Origin of the sequence: Deinococcus aerolatus (assembly GCF_014647055.1) — a bacterium.
In the GTDB taxonomy this organism is placed as follows: Bacteria; Deinococcota; Deinococci; order Deinococcales; family Deinococcaceae; genus Deinococcus; species Deinococcus aerolatus.
On sequence record NZ_BMOL01000032.1, the window covers coordinates 1 to 18,198 of the forward strand.

General features: G+C 64.8%; 23 protein-coding genes, 1 tRNA gene and 4 pseudogenes. 19 read left to right on the forward strand and 9 right to left on the reverse strand.

Annotated features, from left to right (window positions below; all coding sequences use genetic code 11):
• Positions 1 to 200: pseudogene (locus tag IEY31_RS19160) on the forward strand (IS701 family transposase); the annotation flags it as partial.
• A 192-nt stretch (positions 201 to 392) separates the two neighbouring features.
• On the opposite strand, the gene IEY31_RS17555 reads toward IEY31_RS19160, so the two are convergent.
• Positions 393 to 650: a hypothetical protein gene (locus IEY31_RS17555; RefSeq protein ID WP_188974255.1), complete on the reverse strand. Its 258-nt coding sequence runs from the start codon at positions 648 to 650 to the stop codon at positions 393 to 395.
• Between the two features lie 37 nt (positions 651 to 687).
• On the opposite strand from IEY31_RS17555, the gene IEY31_RS17560 reads away from it, so the two are divergent.
• Complete coding sequence (locus IEY31_RS17560) at positions 688 to 1,341, forward strand: transposase (protein WP_188974256.1); 654 nt, start codon at positions 688 to 690, stop codon at positions 1,339 to 1,341.
• A 24-nt stretch (positions 1,342 to 1,365) separates the two neighbouring features.
• A pseudogene (locus IEY31_RS19165) lies at positions 1,366 to 1,581 on the forward strand (IS4 family transposase); the annotation flags it as partial.
• Positions 1,582 to 1,688: 107 nt separating this feature from the next.
• On the opposite strand, the pseudogene IEY31_RS19125 reads toward IEY31_RS19165, so the two are convergent.
• Positions 1,689 to 1,949, reverse strand: a pseudogene (locus IEY31_RS19125) (winged helix-turn-helix domain-containing protein); the annotation flags it as partial.
• Between the two features lie 44 nt (positions 1,950 to 1,993).
• Entirely contained in the window at positions 1,994 to 2,302 is a 309-nt protein-coding gene (locus IEY31_RS18955; protein ID WP_268238975.1) for a helix-turn-helix domain-containing protein, read from the reverse strand.
• A gap of 126 nt (positions 2,303 to 2,428) precedes the next feature.
• Between IEY31_RS18955 and wzy the strand changes: the two genes are divergently transcribed.
• From wzy to IEY31_RS17610, 8 genes and pseudogenes are all read left to right on the forward strand, one after another.
• A complete protein-coding gene (gene wzy / locus IEY31_RS17580; protein ID WP_188974259.1) occupies positions 2,429 to 3,829 on the forward strand; it encodes an O-antigen polysaccharide polymerase Wzy in 1,401 nt (466 codons plus the stop codon).
• A 325-nt stretch (positions 3,830 to 4,154) separates the two neighbouring features.
• Complete coding sequence (locus IEY31_RS17585; protein ID WP_188974260.1) at positions 4,155 to 4,682, forward strand: hypothetical protein; 528 nt, start codon at positions 4,155 to 4,157, stop codon at positions 4,680 to 4,682.
• Between the two features lie 93 nt (positions 4,683 to 4,775).
• On the forward strand, positions 4,776 to 5,063 hold the full coding sequence (locus IEY31_RS17590; RefSeq protein WP_188974261.1) for a transposase: 288 nt from the start codon (positions 4,776 to 4,778) through the stop codon (positions 5,061 to 5,063).
• The gene (locus IEY31_RS17595; RefSeq protein ID WP_188974262.1) at positions 5,060 to 5,860 is read left to right on the forward strand and encodes a DDE-type integrase/transposase/recombinase; all 801 of its coding nucleotides are present in this window, start codon (positions 5,060 to 5,062) and stop codon (positions 5,858 to 5,860) included. Before IEY31_RS17590 ends, IEY31_RS17595 begins: the two co-directional genes overlap by 4 nt.
• A pseudogene (locus IEY31_RS19170) lies at positions 5,755 to 6,018 on the forward strand (DDE-type integrase/transposase/recombinase); the annotation flags it as partial. The gene IEY31_RS17595 and the pseudogene IEY31_RS19170, both read left to right, overlap by 106 nt.
• On the forward strand, positions 6,019 to 6,273 hold the full coding sequence (locus IEY31_RS19175) for an integrase core domain-containing protein (RefSeq protein ID WP_456236832.1): 255 nt from the start codon (positions 6,019 to 6,021) through the stop codon (positions 6,271 to 6,273).
• 20 nt (positions 6,274 to 6,293) lie between these two features.
• Positions 6,294 to 7,031, forward strand: coding sequence for a tyrosine-type recombinase/integrase (locus tag IEY31_RS17605; RefSeq protein ID WP_188974264.1), 738 nt, complete (start codon positions 6,294 to 6,296; stop codon positions 7,029 to 7,031).
• Positions 6,970 to 7,266 (forward strand): tyrosine-type recombinase/integrase, encoded by a 297-nt coding sequence (locus IEY31_RS17610; RefSeq protein WP_188974265.1) that lies wholly within the window; start codon positions 6,970 to 6,972, stop codon positions 7,264 to 7,266. Before IEY31_RS17605 ends, IEY31_RS17610 begins: the two co-directional genes overlap by 62 nt.
• A gap of 103 nt (positions 7,267 to 7,369) precedes the next feature.
• On the opposite strand, the gene IEY31_RS17615 is transcribed toward IEY31_RS17610, so the two are convergent.
• Positions 7,370 to 7,444, reverse strand: a tRNA-Thr gene (locus IEY31_RS17615).
• Between the two features lie 114 nt (positions 7,445 to 7,558).
• On the opposite strand from IEY31_RS17615, the gene bshB1 reads away from it, so the two are divergent.
• Entirely contained in the window at positions 7,559 to 8,290 is a 732-nt protein-coding gene (gene bshB1 / locus IEY31_RS17620) for a bacillithiol biosynthesis deacetylase BshB1 (RefSeq protein WP_188974266.1), read from the forward strand.
• A 23-nt stretch (positions 8,291 to 8,313) separates the two neighbouring features.
• Here bshB1 and IEY31_RS17625 read toward each other — a convergent pair whose 3' ends face one another.
• Positions 8,314 to 8,769 carry a peroxiredoxin gene (locus IEY31_RS17625; protein WP_188974267.1) on the reverse strand — a complete coding sequence of 152 codons (456 nt, stop codon included), beginning with the start codon at positions 8,767 to 8,769 and terminating at the stop codon, positions 8,314 to 8,316.
• Positions 8,770 to 9,176: 407 nt separating this feature from the next.
• Between IEY31_RS17625 and IEY31_RS17630 the strand changes: the two genes are divergently transcribed.
• Both IEY31_RS17630 and chrA read left to right on the forward strand, forming a co-directional pair.
• On the forward strand, positions 9,177 to 10,271 hold the full coding sequence (locus tag IEY31_RS17630) for an acyl-ACP desaturase (protein ID WP_188974268.1): 1,095 nt from the start codon (positions 9,177 to 9,179) through the stop codon (positions 10,269 to 10,271).
• Between the two features lie 91 nt (positions 10,272 to 10,362).
• Positions 10,363 to 11,523: a chromate efflux transporter gene (gene chrA / locus IEY31_RS17635; RefSeq protein ID WP_188974269.1), complete on the forward strand. Its 1,161-nt coding sequence runs from the start codon at positions 10,363 to 10,365 to the stop codon at positions 11,521 to 11,523.
• 47 nt (positions 11,524 to 11,570) lie between these two features.
• Here chrA and IEY31_RS17640 read toward each other — a convergent pair whose 3' ends face one another.
• Together IEY31_RS17640 and IEY31_RS17645 are read right to left on the reverse strand one after the other, a co-directional pair.
• The gene (locus IEY31_RS17640; protein ID WP_188974270.1) at positions 11,571 to 11,879 is read right to left on the reverse strand and encodes a YkgJ family cysteine cluster protein; all 309 of its coding nucleotides are present in this window, start codon (positions 11,877 to 11,879) and stop codon (positions 11,571 to 11,573) included.
• 1 nt (position 11,880) lies between these two features.
• Positions 11,881 to 12,960: a pyridoxal phosphate-dependent aminotransferase gene (locus tag IEY31_RS17645; protein WP_188974271.1), complete on the reverse strand. Its 1,080-nt coding sequence runs from the start codon at positions 12,958 to 12,960 to the stop codon at positions 11,881 to 11,883.
• A gap of 126 nt (positions 12,961 to 13,086) precedes the next feature.
• Between IEY31_RS17645 and IEY31_RS17650 the strand changes: the two genes are divergently transcribed.
• Together IEY31_RS17650 and IEY31_RS17655 are read left to right on the forward strand one after the other, a co-directional pair.
• On the forward strand, positions 13,087 to 13,674 hold the full coding sequence (locus IEY31_RS17650; protein WP_188974272.1) for a TetR/AcrR family transcriptional regulator: 588 nt from the start codon (positions 13,087 to 13,089) through the stop codon (positions 13,672 to 13,674).
• Complete coding sequence (locus tag IEY31_RS17655; RefSeq protein WP_188974273.1) at positions 13,671 to 13,997, forward strand: hypothetical protein; 327 nt, start codon at positions 13,671 to 13,673, stop codon at positions 13,995 to 13,997. Before IEY31_RS17650 ends, IEY31_RS17655 begins: the two co-directional genes overlap by 4 nt.
• 88 nt (positions 13,998 to 14,085) lie before the next feature.
• Here the strand turns inward: IEY31_RS17655 and IEY31_RS17660 are convergent, their stop codons facing one another.
• A complete protein-coding gene (locus IEY31_RS17660) occupies positions 14,086 to 14,910 on the reverse strand; it encodes an undecaprenyl-diphosphate phosphatase (protein ID WP_188974274.1) in 825 nt (274 codons plus the stop codon).
• Positions 14,911 to 14,975: 65 nt separating this feature from the next.
• Here IEY31_RS17660 and IEY31_RS17665 point away from each other — a divergent pair, with 65 nt between their 5' ends.
• Positions 14,976 to 15,779: an aminoglycoside phosphotransferase family protein gene (locus tag IEY31_RS17665; protein ID WP_188974275.1), complete on the forward strand. Its 804-nt coding sequence runs from the start codon at positions 14,976 to 14,978 to the stop codon at positions 15,777 to 15,779.
• Positions 15,780 to 15,895: 116 nt separating this feature from the next.
• On the opposite strand, the gene IEY31_RS17670 is transcribed toward IEY31_RS17665, so the two are convergent.
• Positions 15,896 to 16,819: a ferritin-like domain-containing protein gene (locus tag IEY31_RS17670; protein WP_188974276.1), complete on the reverse strand. Its 924-nt coding sequence runs from the start codon at positions 16,817 to 16,819 to the stop codon at positions 15,896 to 15,898.
• Positions 16,820 to 17,020: 201 nt separating this feature from the next.
• Here IEY31_RS17670 and IEY31_RS17675 point away from each other — a divergent pair, with 201 nt between their 5' ends.
• Both IEY31_RS17675 and IEY31_RS17680 read left to right on the forward strand, forming a co-directional pair.
• Complete coding sequence (locus IEY31_RS17675; RefSeq protein WP_188974277.1) at positions 17,021 to 17,359, forward strand: histidine triad nucleotide-binding protein; 339 nt, start codon at positions 17,021 to 17,023, stop codon at positions 17,357 to 17,359.
• Complete coding sequence (locus tag IEY31_RS17680) at positions 17,329 to 18,054, forward strand: HAD family hydrolase (protein WP_229723755.1); 726 nt, start codon at positions 17,329 to 17,331, stop codon at positions 18,052 to 18,054. The genes IEY31_RS17675 and IEY31_RS17680 overlap by 31 nt, the downstream gene beginning before the upstream one ends.
• Positions 18,055 to 18,198 lie beyond the last annotated feature (144 nt).

Genomic DNA, 18,198 nt, shown 5'->3' on the forward strand with positions numbered 1-18,198 from the left:
TCCCCAGCTCCTACGCGTGGTGGCATGAACGTGGGACGCCTGGTGGTGTCGAGGAACTGGCACTGCAAGCAGTGTCAGGCGACTGGCAGCCGTTCAAGCGTACGTTTGCCAATGGGACGGAACGGCTGTTCTGGCGTGCCGAGTTGATGGGTGGACCATACGGCCCTGGGCGGACCCTACGTCTCATTGTGGTCACGCCCTCAGTACCCGACAGTTTTCGGGGGGCTTGAAATCTGTCGTCTAGCACGCGAGAACAGAGCGCGTCTCCCGCTGCTCTGAAATCGTTGACGCTGTGTTTCGTCTCTCACTTCCCGGCCTACCGCAAAAATCAGGTGGAACTGCTCGCTCTGCTCGTCCTGGCGTTGATCGGGGCCAAAGACGTTCGCCACGCATCACTGGCCGAGCGTTGCCCGGGCAACGCTCAGACGGCTTCTGTCATTCGCCAGATTGAGCGATTCTTTCACCAGCATCCGCTGTGTCCTCTGGATGTTGCCCGTCTGGTTCTGGCGCTGCTCCCCGATGGGAAACGGCGGGACTTCACCCTTGACCGCACGAACTGGAAACTGGGGAAGACCGATGTCAACGCGCTGGTGCTGGCAGTGAACTGGCGAGGTGTGGCCGTGCCACTCCTGTTCGAGTTGTTGCCGCACAGCGGAGGGCAGCGAGACGAGGACCCGGCTGGCCGTGATGGACGAGGCGCTGACGCTGCTGGACTGCTGCGACGTTGCCACGATTTATGCAGACCGGGAATTCATCGGCCAGGCGTGGATCCAGGGCTTGGCTGAGCGAGGGATACCGATCACCGTCCGTCTCCGCGTCGATACCCACATCGAAGACCTGCCAGCGGGCGAGTGGTTGGGTGGCTTGCAACCTGGAAAGCAGGCGATGCTCCTCGAGGGCGTGGAGGTCTATGGACTCCCGATGAATGTGGTGTTGACCCGGACAGATCAGGGGGAACCCCTGATCGTGGCGAGCAACGCCACCGCCGCCAGTCGCATGCTGAAGGGATACCGCAAGCGCTGGAGAATCGAATGTCTGTTCAGGGCGCTCAAAACGAAGGGCTTCCGGTTGAAAAACACCCACATGACGCGTCCCACTCATGTGACGCGGCTGCTTTGTTTGCTCACCCTGGCGTATGTCTGGAGCGTCCTGGTCGGCATCGACCAGGACACGGCGCTGAAAAAACACGGACGGCGGGCCTGGAGTGTCGTGACTCTAGGTCTACGGGCGCTCGTTCGGGCGTCTTCCCGTCAGATCGGAACCTCAATGGACGAACTGCTCCACCTGATTCAATTCTGGACGCCGGACCAGACGACGGCTGTGGAAAGTGTCGGGTACTGAGGGCAGCTGGACAAGCTTCGCTAGAACATCGAGTCCACGTTTGGCTTACAAAAGTCGCGGGGCTTCGATTTGGAGCAGACCGGGGTCACACACCCCACTCGGTTGGAACGACTGTTCGGTCTGGTGACCCTGGCGTGGTTGGCTTGCCTGCGGGTGGGCGTCTGGCGACATGAAGCGAAACCACTCCGGGTGCTGGCCCATGGCCGCAAGGCCATGAGCCTGGTGCGCTACGGCTCGGAAGAACTGCGCCATGTGCTGCGGTGGGTCCCCGAGAGACTCGGCGAGATGCTACGTGTCTTGATACGCCCTTTTCCCGCACGGGGACAGCCGGAAAAAGAAGTTGTCAGCTACTGAAGCTTCTCCCAGTTCGCTGGCAAGGTAACCAGGGGCGTGACGCCCCTGGCCGACCAGGTCTGCCTGCGGACAGCTTTCCGAGCAAAGCCCACCTCATCCAAGTACACGAGCGTGGCGCCCTCAGCGACCTTTTTTTTTAACTCCCGGCCCACCTGTTCTTTCCAACTGACGATCCGAAGCTCATTGCGTTCTGCTGCCCGTCCATCGGGCATCTGTGGGGTAAAGCCCAATCCCCGCAGGATGTGCCGGACATGATCATGGTGATACTAGACATCGAAATGTCGGCCGATCAGTTCACTCACACGGCGGGTCGTCCATGTCTCATCTCGAAAGCCATGATGGACAGCACCTTCTCGCACGAGGGTGCGCAACTGCTGTCGTTGTGCTCTTCCGTAAGTCGTGAGGTTGGACCGCTGGCCACCGTGGCCTGAAGACTGCCGTTGCGTTTCAGCCGGCCTCTCCAGCTGTACACCGTGTGGACCGAGACCCCAAAGTGATCGGCAACCGCCTGGTTCTTGTGCGTGCCGCGCGCCACCCATTCAAGCGCCGCGAGGCGGCGCTCTTCGAGTTGAGCCCGGGAGTAACGGGTAAGCTGCCAACCGGACATTGCCGCAGACTATCAATGCATAGCTGAAACGCGATCAATAATGTGATTTCATTCCTTATGCCAACAGCTCAGCGCACCATTGCACCGCCCCTCCTCCATGCCCTGCTGATATTCCAGACCCTGCTTGTGGCTGCGCTGCTCACACCGCTGCTGATCGGCTCACTGGGGAGCGTCAGCGGCGCCCTGGGGTTGGAGAACGTGAGTTCCCTGGCCCTAGGCGTCACGGTGCTGGGGCTGGGGGCAGTGGCATTGATCACCCGCACCCTCTGGGACGCCCGAATGCTGCTGTCTATCTCGCTGGTGCTGTTCAACGCAGGCGCACTGATCGCTCACGTATTCACGCCAAACGACCCGCTGGTGGTCCTCTATTTTTCAGATGGAAACTTGGCCGCAGCAGGCTATCTGGTCTCCGTCTGTCTGGCCGCGTGGGTGTTGGCAACAGTGCTAACGGCACTGCTGGTGCGCCCCCGTGCCACGACGGCTGCAGACATTCAGGTAAGCAAGTTGCGGCTGGTGGGCCTGCTATTCCTGACGCTGGGGACGGTGCCCGCCGTCCTGGAACTGATCAGCGCCTTGCGTGTGGTGGCCGATGGGGGGTATCTCTCGCTGTACTCCCGGGAAGTCAACGTGGGGGCGAGTGGCTGGCGGGCGGTAGCTGGGGCGTTTTTTGTGCCGGGGCTGCTGTTTCTGTTAGGCAGCGGCACCCTGATGCGGCGCGGGGTGATGGTGGTGGTGATGGTAATGCTGGCCTTTGTCGCCACCAAACTGGCGCTGGGCAGCCGCAGTCCGGCCATCATGCCGCTGATCGCGCTATGGTTCGTCGTCCACTACCGTATCTGGCCCATCCCGGCCCGTTTGGCGGTAGGTGTCGGGGCGGTGCTGTTCCTGGTTGTGCTACCAGTGATCGCCGTGCTGCGAGACGAGGGCGGGGTAGTCCGGCTCACGCCCGCCGTCCTGGCCCAGACATTCGCCAATTTCGCCAACCCGGCCCTCGCCACCCTCAACGAAACCGGAGCCTCGATTATGCCCACGGCCTACGCGCTGAACTACATTCCCGGCGCGAGGGATTTCGGGAACGGGGCAAGTTACGTCAACTCGCTGTGGACCATCTTGCCCAGCACGGGAGGGCTAAATCCGGCGGTGGCTGGGGACAACGTGTATGCGAACTGGCTGACCCGAACGGTTGATCCGAGTCTCGCCAGCATCGGCGGTGGCTTTGGTTTCAGTCCCATCGCGGAGACATACGCCAATTTTGGCGTGGTGGGCGGCGTGACGGGGTTTTTCGCAATCGCGTTAGCCATGCAGGTGCTGCTGACGTGGTTCTCGAATTATCGCAATGCTGCACACATTGTCTTTTCGGGCGTCATCCTGAGCATCCTGCTGCTGTGGGCACGCGGGGAGACGGTGAGTTTCGTCAGGCCGCTTGTCTGGTTCGTGCTGGTGCCCGCGGTCTATCTCGTGGTTCAGGCTTACAGGCGCCCACAAAGAAACGCTGAGCTGCGAGAGGAGACCCCTGCCGCCGGTTGATTCCCAAAGAACCACCGCCTTGCCCACCATAAAACCACTCTGGCGTGGAGTCGCGTTGACTGCTGCCCCATTTTCGGTGGCCGCAGGACTGGCGCTTATCATCTCCCTCAGCAGCGGCCCACAACCATTAGCGTTGGCTGTCACAGAGACATGTGTGCCTGCCCAGTTCGCGCCAGTCTCTGGGGGCGAAGAGGCCCTCGTACCGGAGGGCAACGGCTGGCACTTCCGCAGTGAGTCGTGGCTGGGGGGCACGGTCTGTTCACCTGGAACGCTCAAGGTCATTGGCAGAGGCAAGTTGGGAGGACCGGACCTCCCACAATTAACCGTGGCGCAGGGCGACGGAATCGTGAAGACCCTGAGCCTTGGCGCAGAGCAGGAGACCACTGATGTTCAGATCCCACACGCTGGGCAGATCTATCTGGGCTATCTGAACGATTTCTACCGTTCAGACGCGCGGATCGCTACCCTCTACAGCCTCAGCCTAGTTGGCGCGTCCTGCGGCGGACTCACGCCTGCACCGCCTTCTGTGCCTTCTCTCACCTGGACGCCTGAAACAGAAGCCACCGAACTTCTCGGATCGCCGCCACTGGTTATAGTTCCTTGTGGCAGTGGAACTTTTTCAATGCAGGTGGTGGGACGGCAGGGCGGTGGGGTGTTTCCAGCACTGGAGATCATGCAGGCGGGCCGGACGCTCCTCCAGATGGAGGCCGGAGCCAGGGTTTCCAATGTTCGGCTGACTGTCGGCCCGGAACCACTGACCGTCGTGGTCACGAACCCTTACTTCGAGACCCTGGCTAACCGTGACCTGCATTTGGCCCGGCTAATCTTTATACCCAGCAAATCTCAATTCTAATTCGGCCCAGTACCCGCCACCTGGCAGTGCTTCAGAAATCCCGACAGAAAATGGCCCACCCACCAGGAGGGTGGGGCACACTGGAGGGAACGTATGGGAAAGCAACGGAAAACGTGGGCACCCGAGCTCAAAGAGCAGATCGTGCTGGCCGTCCTGCGCGGTGAGCAGTCGGTGGCGGAACTGGCCCGTCAGCATGGCGCCGCCGAAAGTCTGATCCACAAGTGGCGGACGCAGTTCCCGGAGGCGGGCCGTGCCCGCCTCGTCGGTGACCATGTCGATCACGGCGTCAAAGCCCTCGAGCAGGAAAACGAGCGGCTGAAAAGTCTGCTGGGTGAGAAAGAGTTGTCCCTCTATATTGCAAAAAAAGCTTGGGGTCTTTGAGCGTTCCGCAGGCCCCCCTGCTGTATGCCGAGGTGCTCCAAGACCAACCCCATGTCAGCCTGTCCAGCTTTGCCAGGGACATCGACCTGCCGTACTGGAAGCTCCGTGACGCCCGGCGTCACGGAGAGCAAGAAAAAGCGCGTCAAGCGCGACAGACAGCACATCGTGATCAGGTCCGTGACGTCGCGGTGGCAAATCCAACCTACGGATATCGGCGTATTCAGCGTCAACTGGCGGGGCAGTACGGCCAGGCTGCGCCTGGCCGCCATGAGGTCAGACAGTTACTCCGGGAACTGGACTTGATTCCGGCCCAGCCGAGGAAAACACGGCGCCCGTCTGTGCACATCCTGACGCCTCTCCTGTGGCCCGAGGGGCGCCGGGTTCAGATTGACGCCACCCGGTTCAGTCTCGCGGATGGTGTGGCCTGGGTGTATGTCGTGCTGGACGTTCAAAGTCGTGCCGTCCTGCATCTGGAAGTGGTTCGCAATCTCACGGCCTGCAGCGCGGTGACCGCGCTGCAGGCCGGACTTCAGCTGCTCCATCGCCACGGGCATCAGGAAGAGGTGGTGGTGATGTCGGATGCAGGGTCAGATTTCACGTCGCAGGCGTTCCGGCAGGCCTGTGAGGAGGTGGGCTGCTGGATCAGGGCGAAGGTGTCGCAGCGCGCCAGAAAGTGCGCCGGAGGCTCGCCGTGGGTGAGCGTCAGCAGAAACCACAGGTTTCTGCGGCAAATCAGCGCTGGAGTCTGGACTTCGTCGCAGACCAGCTGGCCTCAGGCCAGCGATTTCGGGTGCTGAATGTGGTGGATGATTTCACTCGCGAGTGTCTGGTGATGCATGTCAGGGTCTCCATCACGGGTTACGACGTCGTCCGCGAGATGATAGCGGTAGTCCGGTTTCGAGGTCCGCCACTCGCGATCATCACTGATAATGGGCCGGAATTTGCAGGCAAGGCCTTGAACCTTTGGACGCACGAAACAGGGACCAGTCACCTATTCATCCGTCCGGGAAAACCCGTCGAGAACGCGTATATCGAGAGCTTCAACGGGCGATTGAGGGATGAGTGCTTGAATCTACACTGGTTCCAGAGCCTGGAGCAGGCCCGCGTCATCCTGTCGGCCTGGAGAGTCGATTACAACCAGGTTCGTCCGCACACCTCACTTGGTGGCCAGACACCTGACGAATTTGCCCGCCTGCAACAGGCGGGCTGAAGTAAGCTGAAAGTTGCAAATTGGCTGGCACCGCAATTGGGGCACCCTCAGCTAATACTATTCAAAGCTACCGGGACACGTCGCGGCGCTACATCACGCTGCACCTGGGGCGCGTCAAGCTGGAAAAATTGGGCCCACTGGATGTGGAACAAATGTTGTTCGAGATGCGCAAGCAGGGAAAGAGCGCTTCCATCTCTGCCTACGCCCTGCGCGTACTGAAAATGGCCCTGCAACAGGGGGTCCGCTGGCAGATGCTGCCCCGCAATGTCGCCGACGCAGTGCGCCCCCCGAAGGTAGAACGTAAGGAAATGCAGGTCTGGACGGCGGAGCAAGTGGCGTCATTCCTGGACGAGACCCAGAGCCACCGGCTGCACGCCGCGTTTTACCTGGCACTGATGACGGGCATGCGCCGGGGAGAAGTCATGGGCTTGAAGTGGGTAGACGTGGACTTCGAGCGTTCACGCCTGACCGTCAGGCACAACTTGGTGGAGGTACAGGGCAATGGCATTCCTGGAAAAATCCTTGCAGGAAAGCCGACGATCACTTCCAGCACGGTGGAACTCACCACACCCAAGAGCAAGGCGTCCAGGCGGACTATATATTCTCTCTCCCGGCACGATGTCCAAATTGAGAGAACACCAAGCGCGCCAGAACGCAGAACGACAGGCCTCTGGATCAGCCTGGGTGGATCTGGGAATGGTCTTTGCCACGCCCCTCGGCGACTACGCACGCCCAAGTGTCTTCTCCAACTGGCATGACAAGCTCGTCAAGCAGGCGGGTGTTCCCCGCATCCGTCTCCACGACATGCGGCACACGGCAGCGTCGCTGATGATCCTGCGGGGCATCCCGCCCAAAACTGTCAGCGAGTGCCTGGGCCATGCCGATGTGGCCTTCACGCTGCGGACCTACACCCACCTGTATGACGATCAGCGCGAGGAAGCGGCGTTCGATCTGAGCGATCTTTTTCAGCAGGCAACGGGTCTCCCCAACTGAGGCCACTTTTTCCAGTAGTGACACGATAGTGACGATCTGGCCGTCTTGACAATTTCAGTGAAAATGGGAAAAGTGAAAACCCCGCGCTAGGCGGGGTTTTTTTTGGAGCCAGTGATCCGGGTCGAACGGACGACCTACTGATTACGAATCAGTTGCTCTACCACTGAGCTACACTGGCCGACTTGCTGCCGTCTCCTGACGCAAAGGCTCAGCGAGTATATGGACGCCGCCCCGAGGTGTCAAGGCAAAAGGGCCGCGCCCCGCCGCCATCATCCCGCCTATGCTGTCCGGCATGACCCGTCCGCCAACGCCTCCGTTCCAGACTGTCTACGGGACCCCCCAGCCGCTGGACTGGCTGTGCCTGGCCCCCCATCCGGACGACGCCGAGATCGGTGCGGGCGGCACGCTGATTCAACTGGCGCAGGCCGGGCGCGGCGTGGGCGTGCTGGAGCTCTCGCGGGGCGAGCGCGGCACCCAGGGCACCCCGGACCTGCGTGTCCAGGAATGTGCACGGGCCGCGCACATCATGGGTCTGAGCTGGCGCGGCAACCTGGGCCTGCGAGACGGCGAACTGACCGACACCCCCGAAGCCGCGCACGCCCTGGCTGCCGCCCTGCGCGCCGTGCGTCCACGTGTCCTGGTGGTGCCGCACCACCAGGACCGTCACCCGGACCATTTCGGCACCTACCAGCTGGCGCGGCGGGCCGTGCATCTGGCACAGCTGCGCAAGGCCGATCTGGACGGCGAACCCTGGCGCGTGTCACGCACGCTGCTGTATCAGGGCAATGCCGACATCCAGCCGGACCTGCTGATCGACGTGGGCGAGGTACAGGACCAGTGGGAGGCGGCCATTCGCGCCCACGAGAGCCAGTTCACGGGGCAGGTGGTGTCGGAGACGGTCACACCTGAGATCATCGAACGCCGCCGCGCCCGCCAGAGCTACTGGGGCACCTTGGCGCGCGTGCGCTACGCCGAGGCCTTCGAGGCCGAGGGTGCGCTGCTGGTGGACCCGCTGGCCCTGTAGCACCCCTGAGCGTGGGCCTGGGCCTACAGCTCCCGCAGTTTTGCCAGCACCGCTTCGGGGCGCACGGTGTATTCGCCGGTCTGGGCTTCGGTGTGCTGGAAGCGCACCACGCCGCTCCTGTCGATCAGGAAGACGGCGCGTCCGCTGACGCCACGCTCGTCGATGGCGACGCCGTACTGCCGCGCCACGTTCAGGTTCATATCCGAGAGCAACGGCACCTCGATGCCGTACTCGGCGGCCCAGGCGCGGTGGGCGTGAAGGCTGTCGCGGTTGACGCCCAGCACCGCCGCCCCGGCCTCGGCGAAGTCGTCCTGCCGTCCCGAGTACTCCGGGAGTTGCATGCTGCACACCGGACTGAAATCCAGCGGGTAAAAGACCAGCACGACGTTCTGATGCCCCCGGTAACTGCTCAGGGTCACGGTCTCCCCGGTGTTGGCAGGCAGGGTGAAGTCCGGGGCGGGCTGTCCAACGAGGCTCATGGGGGGCAGTTTAGCGGGTGTGTCGGCGGCTGGGCGTCTAGGTTCTCCTTTTGGAGACCCGTCACGATCGCCGTCCCGCGCACGCACCTGCTGGGCAGCGGCGCGCCAAGGAACACGCACCGTATACCAATTGCTTACCCGACGCTCACCTGTTCTCCGCCCACTCTGCTGTTTTATGTTGGCTGGGACGCCGTCCCGCCTGTCAGACAGCTGGGGCTCAGGCTTCTTGCACCGTGTCCCAGACCAGGGGTATGTCAGGACGCAGGGTCTAGGCTGCGTGCATACCGTCCCCAGCCCTGCCTTCAGTGCAAGGCTCCGCCGCACAGACTGGCAGGGCCACTGGGATACACCCGGATTTGCCCCACCCTCTCCCGACGTGACGCGGGAGACCTCAGGAGGACCCCCCTATGGCCGAGATTCTGCCCCCCAACATGCTTAACGAGCGGCCCCAGACCCCGGCAGGGCTGCTCAGCAACCGCGAGAAGGACCGCCTGATCGAGCGCGGTTTTCTGGGCCTGTACCGCTGGTACACCGCCCGCAGCCAGGAGACGCGCAACTGGAACCCGGACCGCAGCTTCGACTGGAAGGCGCTGAGCAAGGATCTGCCGCCGGAGATTGTGACCGTGACCCAGGGCTTTTTTGCCGTCGAGCAGTACGCGCCGGACTTCACCAGCAGCCTGCTGAATCTGGTGCGCCGCAGCCACGGACGCAGCCACTTTCAGCTCAGGTGGGGCAGCGAGGAAGAAAAGCATGCCGACGCCTGGGAAAACGCCGTGCTGTTCAGCGGCAAGCGCACGCCACAGTGGATTGCCGAGTACAAGGAGCGTCTCAAGTCCCAGACCTGGGAGTTGCCCTTCCCCGACGCCATTCACAACCTGGTGTACACCGTGTTTCAGGAACGTGCCACCCAGCTCAACTACCTGAACATGATGAAGATCGCGCAGGGCAAGAGCGACAAGCCGCATCTGGCGGGCTTCTCGGATCCGGTGCTGGCCAAGGTGGCGCAGACCATTGCCGTGGACGAGGCGGCGCACTACAACTTCTTCCTGGAAGGCGTGCGGATGTACCTGTACTACTATCCGCAGCGCACGCTGGAGGCCATCAAGAATGTGATCGGCCAGTTTTCCATGCCCGCGTCCATGCTGGTCCCCGACTGGAAGGAGTTCTCGGAAACGGTGTACCGCGCCGGCATCTATGGTCCGCGCGACTTCAACCGCGACGTGATGCAGGTGGCCTTCCGCAACCTGGGCATCGAGAGCCGCAAGGCGCTGGAAGACGGCATTAAAAAGACCCGCGAGGTGCCGGACTTCGACGGCCACAACCACCAGACCACGGCCATCTTCGACACCTTCGACTACGGCATGGTGGAGGGCGACGTCAAGCGCCTGCACCTCAAGATTCAGGACTACGAGAAGGAAATCGGCTTCGACACAGTGGACCCCACCGAGTTCATGGAGAACCCGGCGGTGCCGAAGAAGAGCGGGCAGGCGGCGGACGACTAAGCCGGCCAATGCACCGAAAAGCCCCAGCCACAGCTGGGGCTTTTCGCTATCTGTGACGCGGGGCAAGCCAGCTTGATTTACCCTGTCCCCCATGCCCGCCCTCGAAGTGTTCTGGGTCTTTTTGCGCCTGGGCCTGACCAGTTTTGGCGGCCCGGTGGCGCACCTGGGCTATTACCGCGCCGAACTGGTGGTGCGCCGCCGGTGGTTCACCGAGGCCGGATACGCCGATCTGGTGGCGTTGGCGCAGTTCTTGCCCGGCCCGGCCAGTTCCCAGGTGGGCATGGCGTCCGGGCTGCTGCGGGCAGGCTGGCCTGGGCTGCTGGCGGCGTGGGTGGGGTTTACCCTGCCCAGCGCGGCGCTGATGTTCCTGGCCGCGCTGGGCCTGTCCCGCTGGGGCGGCGCGGAAACGGCGGGCGCACTGGCGGGCCTGAAGGTGGCAGCAGTGGCCGTGGTGGCGCAGGCAGTGGCCGGGCTATGGGGCAGTCTGGTCACAGATCGCCTGCGGGCAGCGCTGGCGCTGGGTGTGGCGGCGGCGCTGCTGCTGCTGCCCGGGGCCGGGGCGCAGGTGGCCGCGCTGCTGGCCTGCGCCCTGATCGGCTGGCGTTTTTTACGGGTCAATGCCATGCCGGAGCGTGGCCTGCCCGCCGTTCCCGTGTCCCGCCGTGTAGGCGCGGCGCTGCTGCTGAGCTGCGGGGCTGGGTTGCTGCTGCTGCCGCTGCTCGCGCCGCTGGGCGCGGGCTGGACGCTGCTTGACGCCACCTTCCGCGCCGGGGCGCTGGTCTTCGGGGGCGGGCATGTGGTGCTGCCGCTGCTAGAAACGGGCTTCGTTCCGGACTTCGTCAGCCATGAAACCTTCGTGGCCGGCTACGGGGCGGCCAACGCGGTGCCGGGGCCGCTGTTCACCTTTGCCACCTTTCTGGGAGCGGCGCAGACCGTGGCCTCTCCGCTGCTGGGCGCACTGATTTCCACGCTGGGCATCTTTTTGCCGGGCGCATTGCTGATGGCCGGGGCGCTGCCGTTCTGGTCCGCGCTGTCGGCCCGGCCTGCGGCCCGCAGTGCATTGGCCGGACTGAATGCCGGGGTGGTGGGGTTGCTGCTGGCCGCGCTGTACAACCCGGTCTTCACCAGCGGCGTCCGGGGGCCGGGTGATCTGGCACTGGCGCTGCTGGCCTACGCCGCCCTGAGTGCCGGACGCCTGCCGGCGTGGGCGGTGGTGCTGGGCTGCGCGGCGGTGGGCTGGTTGGCACTGTAGGGGCCAGCGCGGGCCGGGGTGGCGACGGTCTCCCCCCAGAACGACGGTTACCGGCTGACGACACCCGGAGCGGCTTCCAGTCCATAGATCTCCAGAAACCGCGTCACCCGTGCCTCCAGCGTGGGCAGCACCGCCACCTCGCCGCACACCCAGTCCGCCTGATAATTGCGGCAGACGGGGGGACGGGCGGCGTAGATCTGGCAGCGGCAGTCGGCGTCCAGGTGCACGCAGGCCACGCCCAGCGGCTTGTTCAGGGCGTGGATGTCGGGGGCCGCGCAGCACGCGCCGCAGCCGGTGCAGTCCCGGATCAGGACCGAACGCGGCGGGTATTCGGGCGGCGCCGCAAAGCGGTCCATCCTACTTCAGCGCCCGCACAGCCTCGATCAGGGTGTCGTTCTCGGCGGGCGCACCGATGCCGACGCGCAGGCAGCCCTCCAGCCCGGTCAGGCGGTCCTGGCGACGGGTCACGATGCCGTGGTCAATCAGATGACGGTAGGCCACCTCGGCGTCCGGGGTCCGCAGCAGGAAAAAATTGGCGCGGCTGGGCAGGGCCTGACAGGTGGGGTGATCGGCCAGCGCCGCCAGCACCCGCTCCCGCTCGGCCACCCCCTCCGCGACGCGCTGCTGCACGTAGCCGGGATTCTCCAGGGCCACTTCCAGGGCGGCCTGGGTCAGCACATTGATGTTGAAGGCCGGAACCAGCTTCTGAAGCTGCGTCGCCAGCTCAGCTCCCGCCAGGGCGTACCCGGCCCGCAGCCCGGCCAGCCCCCAGGCCTTGGAAAAGGTCCGCAGGCTCAGGGCGTTGGGATACCCGCGTATCAGGTCGCGGCCATCGGTGTCGCTGTACTGGTAGTAGGCCTCGTCCAGCACCACGACCCAGTCCCCGGCGGCGTCCAGCAGTTCGCGCACGGCGGCCAGATCGTCCACATGCCCGGTCGGCGCGTGCGGCCGGGTGATGTACAGCACGCCGGGGCGCTGGCGCTGCAGCTCAATTTTCAGGCGGTCCACCGGCATGGAGAAGTCCCCGTTCAGCGGCACCTGCACCAGCCGCGCGCCCAGCATCCGGGCTTCCAGGGTGTAGACGCTGAAGGTGGGATCGACGGTCAGCACCGTCTGGTCGATACCCGCCAGCTCGGTCAGCAGCTTGATCAGCACGTTGCTGCCGGGGGTCACCACCACGCCGTCCGCGTCCCAGGCCTCGTAATCGGCAATCCGGGCGGCCAGGGTGTCGGCGTGCAGGTCCGGATAGCGGTTCCACGGCTGCGCCAGCATGCGCTCGGCGGCCCTGGCCTTCAACTCTGCCGGAAAGTCGTACGGGTTCTCGTTCTGATCGAGCTTGATCGGCACCTGAATGGGACTGAAGGGATACGCCGGCACGGCCCGGACAGCAGGCCGCACACCCACAGGCGCACCTGCGACAGAAGCATTGGAAGTCATGTCCCGTGTTCTACCATCCGCTTCCCCAGCTTGCAGTGGCACCGTCCACAAGAACCAAACGCCCGTTAGGGACCGTGCTAGGCTTCACAACAATAGGCGTGACTCTGCGCCTCCCTCCTGCCGACCATGACTGATCCTGCCAAACCCCGCCGCGCACAGATTCTCGACTCGGCCAGCCGCCTGTTCTCCGAGCGCGGCTACCACGCCACGAGCATGCGTGACCTGGCGGGCGATCTGGGCATGCAGGGCGGCAGCCTGTACGCCCACATCAGCGGCAAGGAGGAGCTGCTGATCGAGATCGTGAACGTGGCCTCGCGGCAGTTCGACGAGGCGCTGTTCACCCTGCGGAGTGTCGAAATGCCCGCCGACGAGAAGCTGCGCGAGGCCATGCACCGCCACATCCGGGTGGTGGCCGACAACATGGACAGCGCCACCGTGTTCTTTCACGAGTGGAAGCACCTGTCGCCCGAGGCCTACGCCCGCGTGACCGGCTGGCGCGACAGCATCGACGAATTTTACCGCGAGCTGATCACACGCGGCATTCAGGAGGGGGCCTTCCGCCGCGATCTGGACCCGCGCATGACCGCGTATCTGGTGCTGTCCGCCGTGAACTGGGCCTACACCTGGTACCGCCCCGGCGGCCCGCTCACCCCGCGTGACGTGGCCGACAGCTTCGCCGACATGCTGCTGGTCGGGCTAAGGTCGGGGGCATGAGCCACCCCACCGTCACTGTCCCGATCCGTCAGGCCCTGAAGTACGCGCAGGGCCGCGCCGAGAAATTCGGGCGCACCCAGCAGCTGGAAATCGGCGCGGACCTGTTTATCCGCATCGCCCCCGGCGGGCGCAAGTTCCTGCTGTTCTGCCTGGACGACGAGCCGGAGCGCGGCGTGGCCGAGGCCATTGCCTCTACCCTGGCCCTGAACAATCCCCAGTACGGCTGGCACCAGGGCCAGACCCTGCGCTCCCTGACCGTGATCGAGGAGGGCGCGGCGGACGTGGCCGAGAGCGGGCCGGGCGAGGCGGAGGACGGCGTCTAGCGCCGCAATCCCCAGCACAGCCAAGGCCAGCCGCAAAGAGTCAAACATCTTTGCGGCTGGCCATTTCAGCTTTCAGTCGGTGCGTCCTCTACGCCAGACTGCCGTTACTCATCACGCCCGTGGCGATCAGGACCAGGATCACAACGCCCACCACCACGCGGTACACGGCGAAGCCCTTGAAGTTGTTGGTGGAGATAAAGCGCAGCAGCCAGCCGATCGCCAGATACGCCACCACGAAGCTGACCACCGCGCCCAGAAAGACGTTGACCACGCCGATCTGCGCCAGGATCTCGCGGCTCTTGAGAAAATCCAGCAGCGCCGCGCCGCCCAGGGTGGGCACGCCCAGGTAGAAGCTGAATTTGGTGGCGGTGGGCCGGTCCAGTCCCAGGACCATGCCGCCCAGAATGCTGCTGGCGCTGCGCGAGAAGCCGGGCCACAGCAGTGCCAGACACTGGATGGTGCCGATAAACAGCGACTTGCGCACGCCGATGGATTCGATGTCGTGGACGACCGGCGCCACCCTGCGGCTTTCCACCAGCCACATGATCACGCCGCCCACGATCAGCGCCCAGGCCACCACGCTGGGGCGGAACAGGTTGGCCTTGATGGCGTCGCCGAACAGCAGGCCCAGAATCACGGCAGGAATGCATGCCACCACCACGCCCAGCCACAGCGTCTGCTGGGACCTGTCGGAGCCGATGTGCCGGATCTTCAGAAAATCGCGCCAGTAGTACGCCAGCACCGCCAGAATCGCACCGCCCTGAATCACCACCTCGAAGGTGTTTTTCACGTCCTTGGGCCACGGCACGCCCAGCAGGTTGCCCGTCAGGATCAGGTGACCTGTCGAGCTGATCGGAAGAAATTCGGTAATGCCCTCGACAATGCCGTATACAATCGCGTAAAACCAATCCATAGCTGACAGAGTGTAAGCCCTGTCCCCGGTGACAGGGCGTCGCCCGAAAGGTGCAGACTGGGCCTGTGCCCTTCGCAACCCATCTGAGACGCTGGAGCCTGCAGCCGGACGGCAAGGCCCTCCACACCCCCAGCAGCGACCTGTTGCCGGTGAGGGACAGGGGACGGACGGCCATACTCAAAATTGCCCACGTCGAGGAAGAGCGCCGGGGCAACGGGGTGATGGTGTGGTGGGCCGGACGCGGCGCGGCCCAGGTGTACGCGCACGACGGCGCCGCCCTGCTGATGGAGCGGCTGGACGTTCGCCCGTCGCTGCTGGACATGGCCGCCGCCGGGCAGGACGATGAGGCGACGCGAATTCTGTGTCAGGCGGCGGCCCGGTTGCCCCGCGCCCGGCCCTGGCCCGCACTGCCCACGTTGCGGCGCTGGTTCGGGTCACTGGAGGCGGTGGCCCCGGCGGCGGGCGGCGTCTTCGCCACAGCCCTGTGCACGGCACGCGCCCTGCTGGACGCGCCGCAGGAGGTGGGGGTGCTGCACGGCGACATCCACCACGCCAATCTGCTGCACAGCCCGTCGCGCGGCTGGCTGTTGATCGACCCCAAGGGCCTGATCGGCGAGCGCGGCTTCGACTACGCCAACATGCTGTGCAATCCCGATCTGGAAACGGCAGCCGCGCCGGGCCGACTGGTCAGGCAGGCCCGGATCATCTCCGAGACGGCGACGCTGGACCCGGAGCGCGTGCTGCGCTGGGCACTGGCCTACGCGGGCCTGTCCGCCGCATGGCATCTGGAGGACGGCGAGGACCAATTGGCCCGGACCACGCTGGAGGTGGCGCGAATCGCGGCGGCAGAACTGGGCCTGCCCGGCTGAGCTACCCGGAATGTGAAAGGGCAAAAACGGCCCACGCTTCTGCGCAGGCCGTTGTGTGTCTCAGGTGATTGTCTCGGGTGATGTTCAGGCGGGTACGCGGCCCACCCCTGCTGTCCTTACTTGATGCTGCCGTTCAGGCCGTTGGGGTAGAAGCCGCCCTTGGTGGCACCAGGGGCCAGGTACACGATGTTCAGGACCTCGCGGGTGCTGCGGCCATACGCCACGCCGTTCTTGTCGGCGGGAGCGATCACCGCATTCCCGGCGTTGTCGGTCAGGCCCATGTCCTTGCCGCCGCCCACCTTGCCACGCAGGTTGCTGATGGCCTGCACGACCTGACCGACGTAGAGCCCCGCCGCCGCCGTGATCTGGCGCTGCTGGTACAGCGTGGTGCGGATCGCGCCGGCATGGTAGGCCTCGACGGCCAGGATGCCGGCGGCGGCCTGCAGGTACGCCGGGTTGGTGATCAGCGTGGCCGCGCCGTTGTAGGCAGTGACACCCACGTCCTCGAAGATGAACGCACCGTGCAGGAAGAACAGGTCGTTGGCGTAGGGGTTAAAGCCCGTGATGGCCCCGCCGCTGGCCGCGCTGCCCGCCGCCTTGAACGCCGCGTTCAGGTCAATCACGGGGCGCATGACCGCGCCCTTGCCCAGCGCGCCGTGCAGGAACTTGACGTGCGCCAGTTCGTCCTCGGCGATGTCGTTGGCCAGCGCCTGCACGTTGCTGTCCTTGAACTGCATGCCGCGCGCCATGTCCAGCCCGGCAGGCAGACGGATGGCCGCGTCGCCGCCGATCTTCTTCAGCTCGTCCAGACGGCCCACTGCCGCCAGATAGAAGGCGGCTTCCAGGTACTCCAGGTTCAGGGCGAAGTTCAGCACGTCGCCGTCGATGTCCTTGGCGGGGGCGGCCAGCGCGGGGGCAGCCAGGCCCATGGCGGCCATGCCCAGGCCCGCCTTGCCCAGGAAGCCCAGGGCGGCGCGGCGGTTGAGGGTGGCTTCGGTGGTCTGGGCAACGGTGGTCTGGCTGGGGGTGGTGTCGGTCATGGGGTACTCCTTGGGGGCAAGAGGGCGGGGCGGGACAGCGCGCCAGGGCGTGTCCTGAACAGATGGAGCGTGGGAAGAAGGGCGGCTTGCGTCGGGTCTCTCCTGACTCAGACGGGTATATGCGGCGGCTTCCCAAGTGGATCAGCCAGGGTCCGAACATGAACCCCGCATAAAGACCTGTCGCCTCGTTAGAGTGGATGCATGACCCCCTCCCCCACCCTGTTCGAGCGCATCATCGCCCGCGAGATTCCCAGCGACATCGTGTATGAGGACGACCGCTACGTCGCCATCCGCGACATCGCGCCCAAGGCACCGATTCACCTGCTGGTGATTCCCAAGCAGGTCAGCGCACGTCTGGACGAGATCACCGACGCCGAAGAGATGGGCCGATTGTGGCTGACCGCCGTGAAGGTGGCCCGGCAACACGCCGAGGATTACCGCCTGCTGGTCAACTCCGGCGAGAAGGGCGGGCAGGTGGTGTTCCACACCCACATCCATATCCTGGCCGGATGGGAACACGGCCCGGAGAGCTACACCTGATGCCCCGGTTTGAAGCGGTCCTTTTTGACTTAGATGGCGTGCTGGTGGACAGCGAGCTGCAGGCCAGCACCGTCTGGGTGGAGCTGCTGGCCGAGCATGGCCTGGAGATCGACCTGCCCACCTTCATGGCGCAGGCGGTGGGCGGCACGCACGTGGTGCTGTTCGAGTGGCTGCGGCAGACCTACGGCTGGACGCGCCCCGAATCGTTCATCCCCGAGATGGACGCCCGGTTGCATGAGGCCTTCGGCAGCACGCAGACCATCGAGGGTGCGGCCCAGACGCTGGAACTGTTGCGGGGGGCGGGCCTCCCGTTCGCCGTCGCCAGCAACAGCCTGCGCAGCCGCCTGACGCGCAAGCTGGAGGCGTCGGGCCTGGCCCCGATGGTGGGGGCACACGCCTACGACCCGGCGCATGTGGGCGGGCGCGGCAAACCGGCGCCGGACCTGTACGCCTTCGCCGCCGCGCAGCTGGGCGCGGACATCTCCCGCTGCGTGGTGGTCGAGGACAGCGTGACCGGCCTGAGCGCGGGCGTCGCTGCCGGGGCGACGGCCTGGGGCCTGCTGGCCGGGGGCCACGTCCATCCTGACAATGCCGTGCATCTGCTTGGGGCGGGCGCGGCCCGCATTCTGCGGACGCATGGGGAGCTGCAGGCGGCGCTGGGGCTGGCAGAACATCCCCTCGCGCAGCTGGGCTGAGCTTCCCGCCCACAGAATCGGCACGGCGCAGGGCGGCAGCCTGGTTAAGCGGCCGCACCGGCGCTCCGGGCCTGAAGTGATACGAATCCCGGTTAATTTGTTACACGAGGCCACCAATGGAAGAGGGTCAGGGAGCGCACCCGT